This is a genomic window from Streptomyces paromomycinus, assembly GCF_003865155.1.
Classification (GTDB): Bacteria; Actinomycetota; Actinomycetes; order Streptomycetales; family Streptomycetaceae; genus Streptomyces; species Streptomyces chrestomyceticus.
The window spans coordinates 8,225,843-8,243,681 of record NZ_BHZD01000001.1 but is presented as its reverse complement, the minus strand read 5'-3'; the positions used below and the strand labels follow the sequence as shown (position 1 = coordinate 8,243,681).

Genomic DNA, 17,839 nt, shown 5'->3' with positions numbered 1-17,839 from the left:
GGAGCAGCGATCATGACCACCGCATCCAGCACCGGAACCGGCCCGCAGCCGGCGGGCCTGCTCGACGGCTCGATAGCCACCGTCGCGGGCAACGGCGTGGCCGGATTCATCTCCGACGGAGGGCACGGCGCGCTGACCCGGCTCCACTACCCCCACGCGCTGACCGTCGACAAGAACGGCAATCTCTTCATCGCCGACCGGTACAACCACCGCATCCGCAAGGTCACCCCGAACGGCATCATCACCACCGTCGCCGGGGACGGCACCGCCGGATACGTCTCCGACGGCGGACCCGCGCTCGCCACCCGGCTCCACTATCCCTCGGACGTGGCCGTGGACGACGCGGGCAACCTCTACATCGCGGACACCAACAACCACCGGGTCCGCAAGGTCACCCCGAACGGCATCATCACCACCGTCGCGGGCAACGGCGAGGCCGGGTACATCTCCGACGGCGGACCGGCCCTCGGCACCCGGCTCCACTACCCCCACGCGCTGACCGTCGACGGCTCGGGCAACCTCTACATCGCGGACTACGGCAACCACCGGGTCCGCAAGGTCACTCCCAACGGCATCATCACCACCGTCGCGGGCAACGGCACCGCCGGATACATCTCCGACGGCGGACCCGCGATCTCGACCCGGCTCCACTACCCCATGGGGCTGGCGGTGGACGGCGAAGGAAGCCTGTACATCGCCGACCGGCACAACCACCGCATCCGCAAGGTCACCCCCAACGGCATCATCACCACCGTCGCGGGCAACGGCACCGCCGGATACATCTCCGACGGCGGACCCGCCCTCGGCACCCGGCTCCACTACCCGTGGGGCCTGGCGCTGGACGAGGCCGGGAGCCTGTACATCGGCGACGGACACAACCACCGCGTCCGCAAGGTCACCTCGGACGGCATCATCACCACCGTCGCGGGCAACGGCACCGCCGGGTACGTGGACGACGGCGGGCCCGCCGTCGGCACCCGGCTGTTCCACCCCTACGGCATCGCCCTGGACCGGGCCGGCAATCTGTACATCGCGGACAGCCACAACCACCGCGTACGCGGCGTGACGGCCGTGGCGCAGATGACGCCGCCGCCCCCGCCGGCCGCCGACCTGTACGGCGAGGTCGTCAGCCCCTACCGCGTGCAGCGCGAGCAGGAGTTCGACCTCGGCGCGCGGATCCGCAACCGCGGCCCCAACCCGGCCGACGGGCAGTACGTGACCGTGGTGCTGAACCTGGCCGACGGTCTCGTCGGCGGCCCCGGCACCAGCGGCCGGCGCCTCACCCGCACCTTCTCCGGGCAACGGCTGCAGCCCCAGCAGGGCACGCTGGACGGCGTGTTCCGGATCAGCGCGCCGACGAGCACCCCGCCCGGCACGTACCTCTCCACGCTGGAGATCCAGTACGGCAGCGACCTCAACCTCAAGGACAACGCGTACACCCTGCCCGTCACGGTCGTGGTGCCCGACCCCGTGGCGGACGAGACCGCACTGACGATCTTCCAGGACACCGTCCCGCAGGTGGCGCCGGGCCAGCGCAGCGCCTTCAACGTGCGGTACACCTCGCCCGCCGGGCAGCCGGTCAACCCCGGCACCATCGTCCAGCGCTTCACCGCACCGACCGGGTTCGTCTTCACCGGCCAGCCCACCTACGCGTACTACGAGACCATCCACGGCGTCATCTCGGGCAACCTGAGCCACAGTGTCCTGGACGAGGGGCGGACGCTGCTCATCACCGCCAACCCGCACGTCAACACCACCACCAGCGACACCGGTTCGGTGATCTACACCATCCCGGTGCAGGCCCGCGCCGACGCCGTGCCCGGACGGTACGACAACGGCTCGGCGAGCGTCGGCCGGCACGCCCCGGTCCAGCTCTCCGGCGTCGTCTCGGGAACCGCGCAGGACGAGACGGCGCTGCGGGTGGTGCAGGAGTCGGTGCCCGCGGCCGCGCCCGGCCAGCACACCACGTTCAACCTGGAGCTGCGGTCGCTGGGCAACCAGCCGGTCAACCCCGGCACCGTCGAGCAGCGCTTCACCGCCCCCACCGGTTTCGTCTTCACCGGCAGTGCCTCCTACGGCTACTACTTCGTGACGCCGTACGTGACCGGGAACCTCGACGGCCGGCTGGAGGACGGCGGCAAGGTCCTCGTCATCTCCTCCAACCCGCACCTCAACACCGGGACCACCGACAAGACGGCGCTGATCTACACCCTCGGCATCCGTGCCCTGGCCAACGCGACGCCCGGCGCTCAGTCCGACGACGGCCAGGCCGTCATCGGCCGCCTCGCGCCCGTACCGCTGTCCGCCCGCGTGCTCTGACCCACGGAAGGAGTTCCCATGACAGCCGAGAACAGCCCTGGAAGCGGGCCGCAGCCCGGGGGCCTCGCCCAGGGCGCCATCGCCACGGTGGCAGGCAACGGGCAGGCCGGGTACGTGTCCGACGGCGGGCCCGCGACCGCCACCCAGCTCAACAGGCCCGCCAACGTCGCCCTGGACCGCGACGGCAACCTCTACATCGCCGACCGGTTCAACCACCGGGTCCGCAAGGTGACGCCTCAGGGCGTCATCACCACGGTGGCGGGCAACGGCACCGCCGGATACGTGTCCGACGGCGGTCCTGCCACCGCCACGCGGCTCAACGGGCCGCTCGACGTCGCGGTGGACGAAAGCGGCAACCTCTACATCGTCGAGTACGACGGGAACCGGGTCCGCAAGGTGGACACCCGGGGTGTCATCACCACCGTCGCCGGCAACGGCCAGGCCGGGTACATGTCGGACGGCGGACCCGCCACCGCCACGCGGCTCAACTGGCCGTCCGGCGTGACAGTCGACACGGCCGGGAACCTCTACATCGCCGACTGCTTCAACCACCGGGTCCGCAAGGTGGACGCCCGGGGGATCATCACCACCGTCGCCGGAAACGGCCAGGCCGGGTACGTCTCCGACGGCGGACCCGCCACCGCCACCCAGCTCAACCAGCCGACCGGCGTGGCGCTCGACGCAGCCGGAAACCTCTACGTCACCGAGTACGCCAGCCACCGGGTCCGCAAGGTGGACACCCGGGGCATCATCACCACCGTCGCCGGAAACGGCCAGGCCGGGTACGTCTCGGACGGCGGACCCGCCACCGCCACCCAGCTCAACCAGCCCTACTTCGTCACGCTCGACGACGCGGGCAGCCTCTACGTCGCGGACCAGTCGAACCACCGTATCCGCAAGGTCACTCCGGACGGCATCATCACCACCGTCGCGGGCAACGGCACCGCCGGATACGTCGACGACGGCGGACCCGCCGTCGCCACCCGCCTCTACTACCCTTCAGGCGTCGCCCTGGACCGCGCCGGCAACCTCTACATCGCCGACGCGTACAACAACCGGGTCCGCGGCGTGACCGCCGTCGCCACCATGACCCCGCCACCCCCGCCCACCGCCGACCTGTACGGCGAGGTCGTCAGCTCCCCCTCCGTCCAGACCGGCCAGGAGTTCGACCTCGGCGTCCGGGTCAAGAACCGCGGCCCCAACCCGGCCGACGGCCAGTACGTGACCGTCGTGCTCACCCTCGCGGACGGGCTGCGCGGCCCCGTGGGCACCACCGGGCAGCGCCTGACCCGCACGTTCGCCGGACAGCTGCTCCAGCCCCAGCAGGGCTCGCTCGACGGCGTGTTCCGCATCACCGTCCCCGGCGACACGCCCCCTGGCCAGTACACCTCCACCGTGGAGATCCAGTACGGCGGCGACCTCAACCTCAAGGACAACACCTGCACGCTGCCGGTGATCGTCGTCGTCCCGCAGCCGCCCACCGACGAGCGGGCGCTGACCATCACCCAGGACACCGTCCCCCAGGCGGCTCCCGGGCAGCGCACGGTGTTCAACGTGAAGTTCGACGCGGCCGACAGCCGGCCCGTCAACCCCGGCGACATCGTCCAGCGCTACACCGCCCCGAGCGGCTTCACCTTCCCCGGCCAGCCCACCTACGCCTACTACAACACGGCCCAGGGCGTGATCTCCGGCAATCTCGACTACCGCGTCGAGGACGGCGGACGGGCCCTGATCGTCACCGCCAACCCGCACGTCAACACCACCAGCAGCGACACCGGCCCGCTGTACTACACCCTCCCGGTCCAGGCCCGGCCGGACGCCGCGGCCGGCACGTACCAGAACGGCTCGGCCAGCATCGGCAGGCACACGCCCGTCCAGCTCACCGGCACCGTCACCGGCTCCGCGCACAACGAGACCGCGCTGCGTGCCCGCCAGGAGAGCGTGCCGCAGGCCGCCCCCGGCCAGTCCACCACCTTCAATCTGGAGATCCGCTCGCTCAACGATCAGCCGGTCAACCCCGGCACCATCGAGCAGCGCTTCACCGCCCCCACCGGTTTCGCGTTCACCGGCGGCGCCTCGTACGGCTACTACCACGTCCAGCCCGCCGTCACCGGAAACCTCGACACCCGCCTGGAGGACAGCGGCCGGACGCTGCTCATCTCCTCCAACCCGCACGTCAACACCGGAAGCACGGACAAGACCGCGCTGATCTACACCATCGGCATCCGCGCGCTGGCCGACGCCAGTCCGGGCACCCGGTCCGACGACGGCTCGGCCGCCCTCGGCCGCCTGACACCCGTACCGCTGAGCGCCGTCGTCATCTGACCACCGCCGCACCACAGGCCAGGGCCCCGACCGCAACGCGGTCGGGGCCTTCGGGCTGAGCCGCCGACCTCATGTAGAACGGACCGGTCGAGGTACCGAGGAGAGGGTGAGCGTGAACGCGTCGGTGGACAGCGGCAGCGGCAGTGAGCCGAGCGACGGACAGTTGGCAGCACGCCAGGCGGAACTGCAGGCCGAGGCCGACGCGGTGAGTGCCGACCTGGGTCTGGCGCGGCTGCTGTCGGAGCAGGGCGAGGCCGTCCGGGTGGGGAGCGCGGCCCTGGGGCTGATGGTGGTGCCGGATCTCGACATCACGGTGATCTGCCGGGAGCTGACGGACCGCACGAAGCGGGCCGTGGCCGAGGTGGGGGCCCGGCTGGCCGTGCACGACCGGGTGCGGCAGGTGTGCTTCCGCGACGACACCGGGCACTGGAACACCGATCCCGGCTATCCGGACGGGCTGTACCTCAAGGTCGACTGCCGCTCCGCTGCCGGGCGGGAGTGGACCCTGGACATCTGGTTCGTGGACGAGCCCGACCGCCAGCCCGACCTGGCACACGTCCGTACGCTGCCGCCACGGCTGACCGACGACCGCCGGGCGCACATCCTGCGGATCAAACACGCGCTGGCCCTACGGCCCGACGGCGGCGGACGGGTTCCCAGTTACGAGGTCTACCGCGCCGTGCTGGACGGCGGGGCCACGACGGCCGAGGAGTTCGACCGGTGGTACGCCCGCACGTAGGCTGCGGGCGGAGACCGCCGCCGACCACCGGAGACCGCCCGCGTCAACCAGCCGTCCCACCCCCTCTGACCTGCAACATCACAGCTCACCGCCGATTCCTTCGAGCAGCCGAGGAGCCCCCGTGAAGATGCTCATGAACGTCCCCGAAACCGTCGTCGCCGACGCGCTGCGCGGGATGGCCGCGGCTCATCCCGAGTTGGTGGTGGACGTCGACAACCGGGTGGTGGTGCGGCGGGACGCGCCGGTCGCCGGGAAGGTGGCGCTGGTTTCGGGCGGGGGCAGTGGGCACGAGCCGCTGCACGGGGGGTATGTCGGGCCGGGCATGCTGGACGCCGCCTGTCCCGGTGAGGTGTTCACCTCGCCCGTGCCCGATCAGATGGTGCGGGCCGCCGCGGCCGTGGACAGTGGCGAGGGCGTGCTGTTCGTCGTGAAGAACTACACCGGTGACGTGCTGAACTTCCAGATGGCCGCCGAGCTGGCGGAGGACGAGGGCGTACAGGTCGCCAGTGTGCTCGTCAACGACGACGTGGCGGTGACGGACTCGCTGCACACGGCCGGGCGCCGGGGTACCGGGGCCACCCTGTTCGTGGAGAAGATCGCGGGGGCGGCGGCCGAGGAGGGCGCGCCGCTGGACCGGGTGGCGGCCCTGGCGCGCCGGGTCGTCGAGTCCTCGCGCAGTTTCGGCGTCGCGCTCAGCGCGTGTGCGACACCGGCCAAGGGCGGCCCGATGTTCGACCTGCCCGCCGGTGAGCTGGAGCTGGGCGTCGGGATCCACGGGGAGCCGGGGCGGGAGCGGCGGCCGATGATGACCGCGCGCGAGATCGCGGACTACGCGGTGGACGCCGTGCTGGCCGACCTGAACCCCCGCCAGCCGGTGCTGGCGCTGGTCAACGGGATGGGCGGCACCCCGCTGCTGGAGCTGTACGGGTTCGGCGCCGAGGTGCACCGGGTGCTCGGCGAGCGGGGTGTGCCGGTCGCCCGTACGCTGCTCGGCAACTACGTCACCTCGCTGGACATGGCCGGCTGCTCGGTGACGCTGTGCCAGGCCGACGCGGAGCTGCTGCGGCTGTGGGACGCGCCGGTGCAGACCGCGGCGCTGCGGTGGGGGCGCTGAGGGCGCGCGGGCGGTGCCGGTCCGGGGAGACGCTGGTGCGGCGGAGAGACTGGTGGACGTACACACTGGTGGAGACGTTCACCCGGGCAGGTGAGCCTGTGCCGGGACGTCGCACGCGCACGTACGACCAGAGGAGCAGTTCGTGTCCGAAACGGCACTGGATGCCGGGTTCTTCCTGCGCTGGATGACGGCGGTCGCCGCCTCCGTCGACCGGGAAGCGGCCCGCCTGACCGACCTGGATTCCGCCATCGGCGACGCCGACCACGGCAGCAACCTCCAGCGCGGCTTCGCGGCCGTCGTCAAGACCCTCGAAACCGAGCCGCCGCAGACGCCGGGCGCCGTGCTGACGACGGCCGGACGGCAGTTGATCTCCACGGTGGGCGGTGCGTCGGGGCCGCTGTACGGGACGCTGCTGCGGCGTACGGGCAAGGCGCTCGGCGAGGCCGGCAGCGTCACCGTCGGCGAACTGCGGACGGCGCTGCGCGCCGGGGTGGACGCCGTCGCCCAGCTGGGCGGGTCCGCTCCCGGTGACGCGACCATGCTCGACGCGCTGGACCCCGCCGTCGAGGCGCTGGCCACGTCCTTCGGGGCGGCCGCCGAGGCGGCCGGGCAGGGCGCGGAGGCCACCGTGCCGCTCCAGGCCCGCAAGGGCCGGGCGAGCTATCTCGGGGAACGCAGCATCGGCCACCAGGATCCGGGGGCGACCTCGTCGGCCCTGCTGTTCGCGGCGCTCGCGCAGACCGCGGACGGCGAGGAGGGGGCGAAGTGAGCGGCGCGGACACGTCTTACGTGGGCATCGTGCTGGTGTCGCACAGCGGTCCGGTGGCCGAGTCGGTGGCGCGGCTGGCGGCCGGTCTGGCGGGCGGTGACGTCAAGGCGCCCGTCGCGGCGGCGGGCGGCACTCCGGACGGCGGTCTCGGGACCAGCGCGGAGCTGATCACGGAAGCGGCGCGGACGGTGGACCAGGGCGCGGGTGTCGCGGTCCTGGTGGACCTCGGGAGCGCCGTCCTGACCGTCAAGGCGCTGCTGGCCGAGGGGGGCGAACTCCCCGAAGGTACGCGGCTGGTGGACGCGCCGTTCGTCGAGGGTGCGGTGGCTGCCGTGGTGACCGCGTCGACGGGTGCGGACGTGGACGCGGTCGCGGCGGCTGCCGGGGAGGCGTACGCGTACCGGAAGGACTGAGGAGCGGGTGCTGCCCAGGCCCCGGCGGTCGCTGCCGGGGCCTCAGCGGAGTGACGGCAGCAGCAGCGCCGCCACGAGGGCGATTCCCGCCAGGACGAAGGCGACGTAGTCCCCGATGTGTCCGGAGTGCAGGCGACGCACGGGGGCTGCCCAGCGGGCGGGGTGGGCCGGAGCGGTGCGGCGTACGGCCCACCGGGCGAGGAGGCAGGCCAGGGCGGCGGACAGCAGGCCGAGGCCCACGCCCGCCACGGACCAGTGCGGTCCGGGTGACGGTACGGACGCGGCCGGGGGCGTGTGCACGACGGCGGCCGCGTAACCCGACCGGTCGAGGAAGGCGTCCGCCGCGCGGCCGACCGCCGCGTGCAGCCCGGGTACGACGCCGACGGCCAGGGCGCCCGCCAGCAGCACGACCGGGACCGCCAGCATGGTGTCCGGAATGCGGCTCAGCGGGCCGGCGGTCTCGGGCTCCTCGTCCTTACCGCTGGTCTCGTCCGCGCGGGCCTCCGCCTGGCCGGCGGCTTCGGGCCGTACCCCCATTCCCAGAAAGACCCGGGCGACGGCGCGCAGCACCGCTCCCCCGGTGACCGCCGACACCACCACGAACAGCGCCGCCTGCCAGCCGCCCGCCGCTTCTTCGGTGACGGCCTTGCCCAGTGCCGTACCGAAGGGCGGCAGCCCGGCCAGGGCCAGTCCGCCGACGGCGCAGACCACACCGACCAGGGGCAGTTCGCGGCCCCGGCCGTGGAGTTCGAGTTCGTCGACGCTGCGGAAGCGGTCGAGAAGGATGCCCATGGCGGCGAACAGCGCGGCCTTCACGCCCGCGTGCGCGAGGACGTAGAGCGCCGTGCCGCCCGTACCCTCAGGAGTCATGACGGCGAGCCCGACCAGGAACAGGCCGGTGTGCGCGACGGTGGAGAAGGCCAGCATCCGCTTGAGGTGACGCTGCTGCCAGCACAGGAACGCGCCGACGACGGCGGTGAGCGTGCCGAGGGTGAGCAGCATCCGGTGCGCGTCGGCGGTGGGAATGCCGCCGGGGCCCGCGAAGACCGTCCAGTAGACGCGTGCCGTGCCGTAGACGCCCAGTTCGACCATGACGCCGGACAGCAGCATGCACACCGGGGTGGGGGCCACCGCGTGGGCGTCCGGGAGCCAGAAGTGGAAGGGGACCGCCGCGGCCTTGACGAGCAGGCCGGTCAGGACGAGGACGAAGGCGGTGAGGACGAGGAAGTCGGGGCCGCCGGAGGGGCGGTCGGCCAGCCGGGCGCCGATCTGGGCGAAGCCGAGTTCGCCGGTCCGTCCGTACAGCAGGCCGACGCCGAGCAGCGTCGCGTAGCCGCCGAGGGAGTTGACGACGCCGAAGGTGAGGGCGCCCTGGACGGCGCGTTTCTCCTCGACGCGGTAGCCGGTGAGGGCGTACGCGACGACGCCCATCAGCTCGAAGAAGACGAACGCGTTGAAGAGGTCGCCGGTGAGCGCGAAGCCGCACATGCCTGCCTGGAAGATCAGGACGAGGGCGGGGAAGGTGCCTGCCTGGCGGTTCGGCGGCTCGTCGAAGTAGCGCCAGGAGTAGGCGAGGACGGCGACGACGAGCAGCGAGGTGACGGCGGCGAGGCCGACGCCGGTCCGGTCGCCGACCAGGACGATGCCGACACCCGCGCCGCCGTGCGGGTGCCAGCCGCCCAGCCATGCGACGGCGCGTGCGCCCGGCGCGTCCGGGGCGGTGCCGCGCAGCAGCACGGAGAGGGCGAGGACGGCGGTGGCCGCGGCGAAGACGGTGCCCGCGGTCTCGGCGGCCCGGCGCGGCATCCGGCGTCCGGCGGCCACCAGGAAGGCGGCGCCGAGCAGGGGGGTGGCCACGATCAGCGGGAGGGTGGCGGCGGGCGTGAGGGGCATGGCGGCGGGGACGAGCGTGCCGGTCGCGGTCACCCGCGCAGCTCCGAGAGTTCGTCCGGGTCCACGGTGCCGTGCCGTTTGCCCACCTGGACGACGAGGGCCAGCAGCAGCGCGGTGACCGTCGCGCCCACCACCACGTCGGTGAGGGTCAGGGCCTGGACGACGGGATCGACGACCGGACGGGTGCCGGGCCGCAGGTCGGAGAAGACCGGCGCGGTGCCGCCGTCCCGGTAGCCGACGGCGAGCAGCAGGACGTACGTGGACGCCTGGCAGACGGCGAGGCAGCCGACGGCGTGGATGAGGTTGCGGCTGGTGGCCAGTCCGTAACAGCCGATCAGGAAGATCCAGCCGGCGACGAGATACGGCAGCACGCTCATGTCGGCTTCTCCTCGGACGGGGACGGAGGGGCGGGGTGGCGGGTCTCTCCGGGGCCGGCGCGCTCCGCCGCGTCCTCGATCTCCACCGCCTGGTCGAGGAAGGAGGCCAGCAGCACCACGACCCCGCCGGCGACCTCCACCCCGACGGCCGCGTTGAGCAGCGGGGCCGTGCCGCCGGAGGCGAGCGTGCCGAAGGTGCCGTACGGGAGGAAGTTCGTCAGGTAGGCGGTTCCGGCGATCAGGCCGGCGGCGCCCAGCAGGAGGTAGGCGGCCTCCCCGGCCGCGTCCGCCGTCGCGTACAGGCCGACCGGTCTGATCCGCTCCAGCGCGCGGTAGTCCACGGCGATGTAGAGCAGGTGCAGGGCGGTGGCGACCACCACCCCGCCCTGGAAGCCGCCGCCGGGGCTGAGCTGGCCGTGGGCGACGACGTACAGGCCGATGAGCAGGGTGACCGGGAGCGCGACGAGCGCGTACCGGCGTACGGGCGGGGCGACGCGCGCCGGTTCGGGGCGTACCCGGTGCTCGTCGCGGGTCTGGCGGAGCAGCACGACGGTGCCGAGCGCCGCACAGAAGAGGATCGATTCCTCGCCGAGGGTGTCGAACGCCCGCTGGTCGAAGTTGACCGCCGCGACGGTGTTGGCGGTGTGCCGGGCGAGGGCGGCCTCGACGGCCCGCGCGCCGTACGGGTGCCGGTCGCCGCCGAACTCCGGCAGGTCCAGGCTCGCGGCGAACAGCAGGGCCGCCACGCCCAGGCCGCCGAGGACCAGCACCCACATCCGGACCCGCCTGCTCACCGCCGTTCCCCCTCCCCCGCGCTTCCGGTCTCCCCCGCGCCTCCGGTGTCCCGCTCACGGCCGTCCGCCCGGCCCTTGCGCCGCACCTTCCGCACCGAGAGCAGCAGCATCAGCGGGGTGAGGACGGAGCCGACCGCGAGTTGGGAGAGCGCGACGTCCGGCGCCTGGAGGACGGTGAAGAGGAGCGCGAGGGCGAGGCCGAGCAGGGCCAGTACGGTCGACTGCCGTACCGGGTCGCGGGCCAGTACGGCGGCGGTCGCGGCCGCCGCCGTCAGCGCCAGGGCCAGCACGATCAGGACGTCATTCATCGGCTGCCGCACCGGCCTTGTCTCCGGGGCGCTGCCCGGGTTGCTTCCCGGCTTTCTCCCCGGCCCGCCGCCCGGACAGCGCGCGCGAGGACACGATGTTCCCGCCGACCAGCAACACCCCGATGACCAGCAGCTTCACCATCGCCCGGCCGGGCCCGGCCGCGACGCACAGCGGCAGCACCACCAGGGGAACGGAGAGGGCGGCGAGCGGCGTCATGGCGCGATCGAGGGCGCGGGCGACCCGGTCGCGCACCGGTTGTCCGGCCAGTTCGTCGGCGAGCAGCCGGGCGTAGACGAGCGTTCCGGCGGGGCCGAGGACGGCGAGGACGAGGCCCAGGTCGACGTACGAGGGCCGTGCGTAACCCTGGGCGAGCAGCAGCACGGCGAGGCAGGCGACGAGCGTCGCGAGGTTCTGCGCCATGATCCGCCGCCGTACGGGCCCGCTCGCCGCGCCCCACACCGTGGGGGCGAAGCCGACGAGGAGCAGCAGCGCGGCCGCGAGCAGCCAGCCGTTCACCGCTGACGCCCTTCCGCCGGGCCGGTGTGTGCGGCACCGTCGGCACCGGCACCGCTGACGGCGGCCCTGCGGGCCGCGCGGGCGGCGCACGCGCCGAGCAGCGCGGCCGCCGCGCCGACCAGGCATTCCAGCAGGTCGAGGCTGCTGACCAGCACCAGCCACAGCGCGGCCAGGACGGCCCACCAGACGGCCAGTTCGACGACCGCCGCCGTCGCCCCGGACGGTTTCGCCGCACCGGACATGCGCTCACCTCCGGCCTCGCCGGTACCCGGCCGTCAGGCTCTCATGCGGCACACCCCGTACCGGCAAACCGCGCCGAACGGACCTTCCGGACGAGACGCCGGCAGCGCGGAACGCCCGTCGAGAGCGCAGCGCCCGTCAGGAGCGCAGCGCCGCGGCGGCCTTCGCGCGCTCCCCCACGACCACCTCGGGGTCGCCCCCGGCGGCCGCCAGCACCACGTCCAGCAGCCCCGGGAAGCGCGCCTCCAAGTCCTCGCGCCGCAGGTGCATCACCAGGCGACGGCCCTCCCGCCGCTGGTGGAGCACGCCGCTCTCACGCAGTACGCGCCAGTGGTGGCTGGCGGTGGATTTGGACACTTCGGGCAGCAGCTCGCCGCAGGACCGTTCGGCCCCGTGGGCGAGCCGGTGCACGATGCGCAGCCGGATCGGGTGCGCGAACGCCTCCAGGACGTCCGCGATGCGTAGTTCGGCACGGTCGGGGTGACTCAGTACGGCCATGCCCCGAGCGTACGCGGACGGACCGGCACGCTGCCCGCCTCCCTCCGCTCCCCGTCACATCTTTCCCACTCCCATTTTGCTACTGTTCTAGAACATACGAACTGACGGGCCGGCCGGTCCGCCCGGACCGGCCCGCCCGCACCCTCTCGCGTGAAGGAGCCCTCATGACCGTCCACGAGGACAACTACTCCCTCGGCAAGCAGTTCCACGCCGCGCTCGTCACCGCCGACTGGGACACGATCCGCTCCCTGCTGCACGAGGACGCGACCTGGGAGCTGCCCGGCGACAACACGATCTCCGGGACGGCGTACGGAGCGGACGGCGTCGTCGAACGCGCCCGCAAGATCGCCGGGTACGGCCTGAACTTCACCCTCCTGCACATCCTCGTCAGCCCCCGCAACATGGCGCTGTCCCTGCACAACACCGCGCAGCGCGGCGACCTGGTCCTGGACGAGCACCTGTCCACGGTGTGCACCGTGCGCGACGGGAAGATCGCGGCCATCGAGACCTACCTGTCCGACGTGGACGGCATGAACGCCTTCTTCGTCTGAGACCGCGCCCGCTCCGCCCCGTCCACCCCCTCCGTTTCAGGACCGGCCTCCGGCAGCACCAGCGCCGACGGGTGATGCAGCGAGATCACGACGGGCACCAGCCGGGTGGCCGTCGACGGGGGCTCACCCGTCCCGGTGTTGCGGGCGAAGCGCGGATGGGCACCGCCGCTGACCTGGAGGCGGACGCGGTGTCCGGCGGCGAAGGAGTGGGCGGTGGGGCTCATCGCCACCGTCACCTCCGCCGGGCCGGGCGCGCCGTCGGCCGTGGCGGGGTCCAGGCGCCGTATCCCGTCGCAGACATTGACCGACCGCCCCCGCTCGTCCACGTCGCAGAGCCGGGCGAAGACATCGGCGTGCCCCGTGTCCGTCGTGACCCGCAGTTCCACGGCGACCGCACCGAGGACGTCGAGCGGCTCGGTGAGCGGCGGGGTGGTGAAGGTCAGGACGTCGGCGCGGGACTCCAAGGCGGCGTTGTCCTGGGGGCCGACGGCCCTGCTCAGCAGGAGTCCGCCGACCGAGGGCGTCGGGTCGGCCGGGTCGTAGCGGAAGGAGAGCGGTGGCGCGCCCTCGGGAGCCTTGGCGGTCAGCGCGCCACCGTCACCCCCGTCGAGATACCAGCGCCGCTCCATCGCCACCGGAGGCCAGTCGGACAGGTCCCGCCACTCCTGGCGCCCTCCCACATGGACGCGCACCCGCGTGTCGCGCAAGCCTGACGCGTCGTCGCACAGGTGGGCCCGGAGCCAGCCGAGGGTCTCGGCGAAGACTTCCGGCCAGCCACGCTCCATCGCGGAGTTGTGCGTCCAGGGGCCGACGAGCAGGGAGGTCTCGCAGCCGGCGCGGCGCAGCCGGTCGTACTGCTGGAGCGTCTGGTCGAGGCACACGTCGTGCCAGCCGGTGATCAGGCTGGTCGGTACGGCCGCCCGCGCGCCCGCCGCACCGGCGTCCGCGCCCCGCCAGTAGGCGTCCTCCGGATCGGGCCGGGCCATCGCCTCGTCCAGGAACGGCACCCTGCCGCCGAAGCCGGGTACGTACGCCTCACCGAGCGGCAGCTTCCGGGCGATCCCCCGGAGGTTGCGCTGCAAGCGCAGCCCGGCTCGCGCCAAGGCGACGACACCCCGGCCGTAGTGCAGTCGGCCGACAGCCGAGACCAGGGAGCTCTCCAGGGCGAACGGACCCGGGTGGCCCGAGGGGTAGAAGAAGCCGTGCCAATCGTGCACGCCGACCTGGACCACCATCGCCCGCAGCTCCGGCGGCGGGTCGGTGGCGAGGGCCCACTGCGTGTATCCCAGGGCACTGGGCCCCAGCGTGCCGAGGACGCCGGTGAACCAGGGCTGCCGGCGCAGCCACGCGACGGCCGCCCGGCCGTCGGCGGCCTCGTGCTGCCACAGGGCGTCGGTGCCGCCGGAGCCTCCGGTACCGCGGCTGCTCTGCAGGACGACGTGGAAGCCCTGCTCGGCGAAGAGGATGCCGAACATCGGCGCCCACGGGATGCCGCGGCCGTACGGCGAGCGGACCAGCAGGGTGGGGAAGTCACCGGCGGCGCGGGGGAAGTAGTGGTCGGTCAGCAGTGGGCTGCCGTCGGCGGCGGGCACCACGAGCCCGGACGCGAAGCCCACGTCGTGGCGCCGGGCGGGCATGCCGCGCAGGGTGCGCCGCAGCACCCGGGCCGACAGGGGCGGCTGCTTCGCGGTGGGGTGGTGCGTCGTTGCCGTCACGGTGCCTCGATTCCTGGTGCGGACCGCTCGTCCCGGTGCGGACTCCATTCCCGTACTGCGTACGAGAATAGCGGATGATTGGATGGCGGCGGACAGCAGAGAGAGGTTGCCGTGACCCGTACAGGCACATCCGGCCGTACCGCCGGACTGGACCCGGAGGCGCTCTGGGCACCGGCCGAACGCCCCCGGCGCGGTCGCCCCCCGGCGCACAGCCGGGCCGAGATCACCGCCGCGGCCGTCGCCCTCGCCGACGCCGAAGGACTCGGCGCGGTCACCATGCGCGCGGTCGCGGCCCGGATCGGGGCCGGCACCATGTCGCTCTACAGCTACGTCCCCGACAAGGAGACGCTGCTGGAGCTGATGATCGACGAGGTGGCCGGGGAACACCGGCTGCCGCCCGGACCGTCCGGCGACTGGCACGCCGACCTGCGGCACTTCTTCCGCGAGCAGCGCGCGCTGATGCGGCGCCACCCGTGGCTGCCCGCGGCGCTGCCCGCGCAGCGGACGTTCGGCCCGAACACTCTCGCCGCCCTGGAGCACGCCCTCGCCGTCCTCGCCCCCACGGGGCTCGGCGCCCCGGCGGCACTCGAAATCTTCAGCCTGCTCTCCGGCTTCGTGGCGAGCCATGTCACCCATGAGCACGCCCAGGAAGCGGCGGCCGGCGCCACCGACCGCGCCTTCCACGACGCGCAGGCCCGCTACCTGCGCTCCGCCGCCGTCACGGACGTCTGCCCGAAGGCCGCCGAGGCCCTGACGGCGCCGGGCGGCACGTCCTCCCCCGACGCGACCTTCGACCGGCTCCTCAACCGCATGATCGACGGGCTGACGGCCACGGACTGAGCGCACCGGACGGACAGCGGGACCGGCGGGCGTCCGGCCTGATCGGCGCGGGCGCTACGATGCCCCGGCGGGGCGGCCCCGGCGGCTCCGCGACCGGCCAAAACCCCGCGCGGAAAGGCAACCGACCCATGACGGCACACCCCACCGACAGTGCGCCCGCCGCGCCCCAGGGACCGTGGCTCGGCCCGGGGGTCGTGGTCCTGACGGGCATTCAGGCCGCCGGGAAGTCGACCGTGGCGCAGGCGCTCGCCGAGCGGCTGGCGCGGTCGGTGCACCTGCGCGGTGACACGTTCCGGCGCATGGTCGTCCGGGGGCGGCAGGAGATGACGCCCGACGCCGGCGCGTCGGCCCTCGCACAGCTGCGGCTGCGGCACCGGCTGACCGCCGCCTGCGCCGACCAGTACGCCCAGGCCGGGTTCACCGTGATCGCGCAGGACATCCTGCTCGGCGAGCATCTGACCGAGATGGCCGAGCACATCAGGACCCGCCCGCTGGCGGTGGTGGTGCTGACCCCGGACCCGTCGGCGGTCGAGCGGCGGGAGGCCGCACGGGCCAAGACGGCGTACGGGCCCGACTGGAGCGTGCGCGACCTCGACACGGCGCTGCGCGAGCACACCCCGCCGATCGGGCTGTGGCTGGACACCACGCACCAGACCGTCGAGCAGACCGTGGACGAGATCCTCGACCGCGCCTGGACGGAAGGCGCCATCGCCTGAGCCGCCCGCGGCCCGTGGCGCGGGCGCCGCGCCACGCTTCAGTACCCCTTCGGCGGCCGGGTCGGGTCGGCCTGCTGCACCCGGTCCGCGAAGTTCGAGCCGGACTCGTCGACGCCGTACCGGTCGCGGACGTACCCGATGGTCGCGGTCATGCAGGCCACCACGTCGTACGGCGTACGGGCGGTGCCGCACCGGTGGTACGCCGCGAAGGTCGGCGGAACGCACTGGGTGGCGCCGCGTGAGCAGTTGCGCGGGTGCCCGTCGGACATGACCGGGCCCCAGGCGTTGCCGTCGGTGGTGTTCACCCGCCAGCGCGGGTGGTTGTACGAGGACTCCCGCCGCGCGATCGTGACCAGCGCCGGTATGCCGTACCTGGGGTCCATACCGGTCAGTTCGCAGGCCAGCCGGGCGTAGTCGGCCATCGCCTCCGCGCCCGACGCGTCGTCGGGGTCGTGGTACTCGACCTCGGATAGGTCCATCGGGCCCCACTCCCCTCCGGCTCCGGGTGCCGGCACCGGGCCCGCCGGGAGCACCCTGTCCCGTGCCGCCGCCGGGCCTGCCGTCATGGTGCCCGCACCCGGGACGCGCGAACCGGCCGCCGCCGCTCCCGGGCCGCTCTCCCGGCCGTACGGGTACCGCTCCCCTGGCCGTGCCATGACGTGCGTGTGGCGTACGGACCCCTCGGGGTCGCCGGTACGGGTGACCGTCCGGACCTCGTTCGGCTGGGATGCCGACGAGGCTCCGCCAACCGGGTGAAGCGCGCGGACGACGGCCGGTGAAGGTCACTAAGGTGCCCGCCATGACCACATCCCAGGCCACCACCGGCAACCCTCCGTACAGCCAGCTGGGCACCCTCATGATGATCGGCTGGAGCGGCGCCCACCCCGAGGACGGTCACGACGTACCCTTCCTGCTCACCTACTCCCTCGGAGACGGCAAGGACGGCCCGGAGACCGGGACCGAGGTCATGGGAACCATGCTGAGCCAGGCCGGGCTGCTGGTCGGCGGCGAGCTCCAGGACGCCTCCCGCACCCCCTCCCTCCCGCTGACACTGATCGTCGAGGCCGGGCGGGCGGTGCTGACGATGCCGATCTTCAGCGCGCAGTGCCCGGTGCCGCCGGAGTGGCTGGCGGCGGCGGACCACCGGGGGCAGGTGTACGGCATGTTCGCCACCCGGCCGTGGCCGGAGGCGAAGCCGGGCGGGCCGGTCAGCGAGGACATGCTGCGGGCCTTCGCGGGCGACGAGGGCGTGATCAAGAGTTCCGCGCACTGCCTGATCCCGGTGCGCAGCCTGCAGGGCCGTTCGTCCTAGCGGCGCTCCCGGCCCTCGGGGGCGGGCCCGCCGGGCACGGGCGCGCGGCACCCCGGATGCGGATCCGGCCGGACCCGGTGACCCTGGAGAGGTGGGGGCGTCAGTGGCGAGGAGGACGACTCATGTCCGTGATGGACAAGCTCAAGCAGATGCTGAAGGGTCACGAGGACCAGGCCGGCAAGGGCGTCGACAAGGCCGGCGACTTCGTCGACGACAAGACCCAGGGCAAGTACAGCAGCCAGGTCGACACGGCCCAGGACAAGCTCAGGGGCCAGCTCGGCAAGGATCAGGGCCAGGACCAGCCGCCGCAGTCCTGATCACCGTGCCGCCCCGGGCCGGGCGCGCCTGTCGAGGCGCCCGGCCCGGGGCGCGTGTCGTGCACCGGAGAATCTGTCAAGA

Annotated in this window: 20 protein-coding genes; 11 read left to right on the top strand and 9 right to left on the bottom strand. The window is 73.3% G+C overall.

Going from position 1 to position 17,839, the window contains the following annotated elements; all coding sequences use genetic code 11:
• Window positions 1–12: 12 nt before the first annotated feature.
• From OEIGOIKO_RS43630 to OEIGOIKO_RS35695, 6 genes are all read left to right on the top strand, one after another.
• Window positions 13–2,319, top strand: coding sequence for an NHL repeat-containing protein (locus OEIGOIKO_RS43630; protein ID WP_281288420.1), 2,307 nt, complete (start codon window positions 13–15; stop codon window positions 2,317–2,319).
• A gap of 18 nt (window positions 2,320–2,337) precedes the next feature.
• Window positions 2,338–4,644: an NHL repeat-containing protein gene (locus tag OEIGOIKO_RS35715; protein ID WP_125057504.1), complete on the top strand. Its 2,307-nt coding sequence runs from the start codon at window positions 2,338–2,340 to the stop codon at window positions 4,642–4,644.
• Window positions 4,645–4,756: 112 nt separating this feature from the next.
• Window positions 4,757–5,383, top strand: a complete 627-nt coding sequence (locus OEIGOIKO_RS35710) for a hypothetical protein (protein ID WP_246177753.1) — start codon at window positions 4,757–4,759, stop codon at window positions 5,381–5,383.
• Between the two features lie 127 nt (window positions 5,384–5,510).
• Complete coding sequence (gene dhaK / locus OEIGOIKO_RS35705) at window positions 5,511–6,497, top strand: dihydroxyacetone kinase subunit DhaK (protein ID WP_125059390.1); 987 nt, start codon at window positions 5,511–5,513, stop codon at window positions 6,495–6,497.
• A gap of 142 nt (window positions 6,498–6,639) precedes the next feature.
• Complete coding sequence (gene dhaL, locus OEIGOIKO_RS35700) at window positions 6,640–7,266, top strand: dihydroxyacetone kinase subunit DhaL (RefSeq protein ID WP_174857267.1); 627 nt, start codon at window positions 6,640–6,642, stop codon at window positions 7,264–7,266.
• The gene (locus tag OEIGOIKO_RS35695) at window positions 7,263–7,679 is read left to right on the top strand and encodes a PTS-dependent dihydroxyacetone kinase phosphotransferase subunit DhaM (RefSeq protein WP_125057502.1); all 417 of its coding nucleotides are present in this window, start codon (window positions 7,263–7,265) and stop codon (window positions 7,677–7,679) included. Before dhaL ends, OEIGOIKO_RS35695 begins: the two co-directional genes overlap by 4 nt.
• Before the next feature lie 42 nt (window positions 7,680–7,721).
• On the opposite strand, the gene OEIGOIKO_RS35690 is transcribed toward OEIGOIKO_RS35695, so the two are convergent.
• The 7 genes from OEIGOIKO_RS35690 to OEIGOIKO_RS35660 form a co-directional block, all read right to left on the bottom strand.
• Entirely contained in the window at window positions 7,722–9,572 is a 1,851-nt protein-coding gene (locus OEIGOIKO_RS35690; RefSeq protein ID WP_125059386.1) for a complex I subunit 5 family protein, read from the bottom strand.
• 29 nt (window positions 9,573–9,601) lie between these two features.
• Window positions 9,602–9,949 (bottom strand): sodium:proton antiporter, encoded by a 348-nt coding sequence (locus OEIGOIKO_RS35685; protein ID WP_030598094.1) that lies wholly within the window; start codon window positions 9,947–9,949, stop codon window positions 9,602–9,604.
• The gene (locus tag OEIGOIKO_RS35680; protein ID WP_174857266.1) at window positions 9,946–10,743 is read right to left on the bottom strand and encodes an MnhB domain-containing protein; all 798 of its coding nucleotides are present in this window, start codon (window positions 10,741–10,743) and stop codon (window positions 9,946–9,948) included. Before OEIGOIKO_RS35680 ends, OEIGOIKO_RS35685 begins: the two co-directional genes overlap by 4 nt.
• On the bottom strand, window positions 10,740–11,051 hold the full coding sequence (locus OEIGOIKO_RS35675) for a Na(+)/H(+) antiporter subunit B (RefSeq protein WP_125057501.1): 312 nt from the start codon (window positions 11,049–11,051) through the stop codon (window positions 10,740–10,742). Before OEIGOIKO_RS35675 ends, OEIGOIKO_RS35680 begins: the two co-directional genes overlap by 4 nt.
• Window positions 11,044–11,568 (bottom strand): monovalent cation/H+ antiporter complex subunit F, encoded by a 525-nt coding sequence (locus tag OEIGOIKO_RS35670; protein ID WP_170251952.1) that lies wholly within the window; start codon window positions 11,566–11,568, stop codon window positions 11,044–11,046. Before OEIGOIKO_RS35670 ends, OEIGOIKO_RS35675 begins: the two co-directional genes overlap by 8 nt.
• A complete protein-coding gene (locus OEIGOIKO_RS35665; protein WP_170251951.1) occupies window positions 11,565–11,810 on the bottom strand; it encodes a hypothetical protein in 246 nt (81 codons plus the stop codon). Before OEIGOIKO_RS35665 ends, OEIGOIKO_RS35670 begins: the two co-directional genes overlap by 4 nt.
• Before the next feature lie 136 nt (window positions 11,811–11,946).
• Window positions 11,947–12,306, bottom strand: coding sequence for an ArsR/SmtB family transcription factor (locus OEIGOIKO_RS35660; protein WP_125057499.1), 360 nt, complete (start codon window positions 12,304–12,306; stop codon window positions 11,947–11,949).
• Between the two features lie 164 nt (window positions 12,307–12,470).
• Between OEIGOIKO_RS35660 and OEIGOIKO_RS35655 the strand changes: the two genes are divergently transcribed.
• Window positions 12,471–12,857: a nuclear transport factor 2 family protein gene (locus OEIGOIKO_RS35655; protein WP_125057498.1), complete on the top strand. Its 387-nt coding sequence runs from the start codon at window positions 12,471–12,473 to the stop codon at window positions 12,855–12,857.
• Here the strand turns inward: OEIGOIKO_RS35655 and OEIGOIKO_RS35650 are convergent.
• Window positions 12,815–14,620 carry a CocE/NonD family hydrolase gene (locus OEIGOIKO_RS35650; protein ID WP_218040025.1) on the bottom strand — a complete coding sequence of 602 codons (1,806 nt, stop codon included), beginning with the start codon at window positions 14,618–14,620 and terminating at the stop codon, window positions 12,815–12,817. The two genes, OEIGOIKO_RS35655 and OEIGOIKO_RS35650, sit on opposite strands and share 43 nt — an antisense overlap.
• Window positions 14,621–14,683: 63 nt before the next feature.
• Here OEIGOIKO_RS35650 and OEIGOIKO_RS35645 point away from each other — a divergent pair, with 63 nt between their 5' ends.
• Window positions 14,684–15,412, top strand: a complete 729-nt coding sequence (locus tag OEIGOIKO_RS35645; protein ID WP_371858998.1) for a TetR/AcrR family transcriptional regulator C-terminal domain-containing protein — start codon at window positions 14,684–14,686, stop codon at window positions 15,410–15,412.
• 128 nt (window positions 15,413–15,540) lie between these two features.
• The gene (locus tag OEIGOIKO_RS35640) at window positions 15,541–16,128 is read left to right on the top strand and encodes an AAA family ATPase (RefSeq protein WP_246177751.1); all 588 of its coding nucleotides are present in this window, start codon (window positions 15,541–15,543) and stop codon (window positions 16,126–16,128) included.
• Between the two features lie 38 nt (window positions 16,129–16,166).
• On the opposite strand, the gene OEIGOIKO_RS35635 is transcribed toward OEIGOIKO_RS35640, so the two are convergent.
• Complete coding sequence (locus tag OEIGOIKO_RS35635; RefSeq protein WP_125057497.1) at window positions 16,167–16,607, bottom strand: lysozyme family protein; 441 nt, start codon at window positions 16,605–16,607, stop codon at window positions 16,167–16,169.
• A 320-nt stretch (window positions 16,608–16,927) separates the two neighbouring features.
• Between OEIGOIKO_RS35635 and OEIGOIKO_RS35630 the strand changes: the two genes are divergently transcribed.
• Together OEIGOIKO_RS35630 and OEIGOIKO_RS35625 are read left to right on the top strand one after the other, a co-directional pair.
• Window positions 16,928–17,440 (top strand): DUF5949 family protein, encoded by a 513-nt coding sequence (locus OEIGOIKO_RS35630; protein WP_125057496.1) that lies wholly within the window; start codon window positions 16,928–16,930, stop codon window positions 17,438–17,440.
• A 122-nt stretch (window positions 17,441–17,562) separates the two neighbouring features.
• Window positions 17,563–17,757: an antitoxin gene (locus OEIGOIKO_RS35625; protein ID WP_125057495.1), complete on the top strand. Its 195-nt coding sequence runs from the start codon at window positions 17,563–17,565 to the stop codon at window positions 17,755–17,757.
• Window positions 17,758–17,839 lie beyond the last annotated feature (82 nt).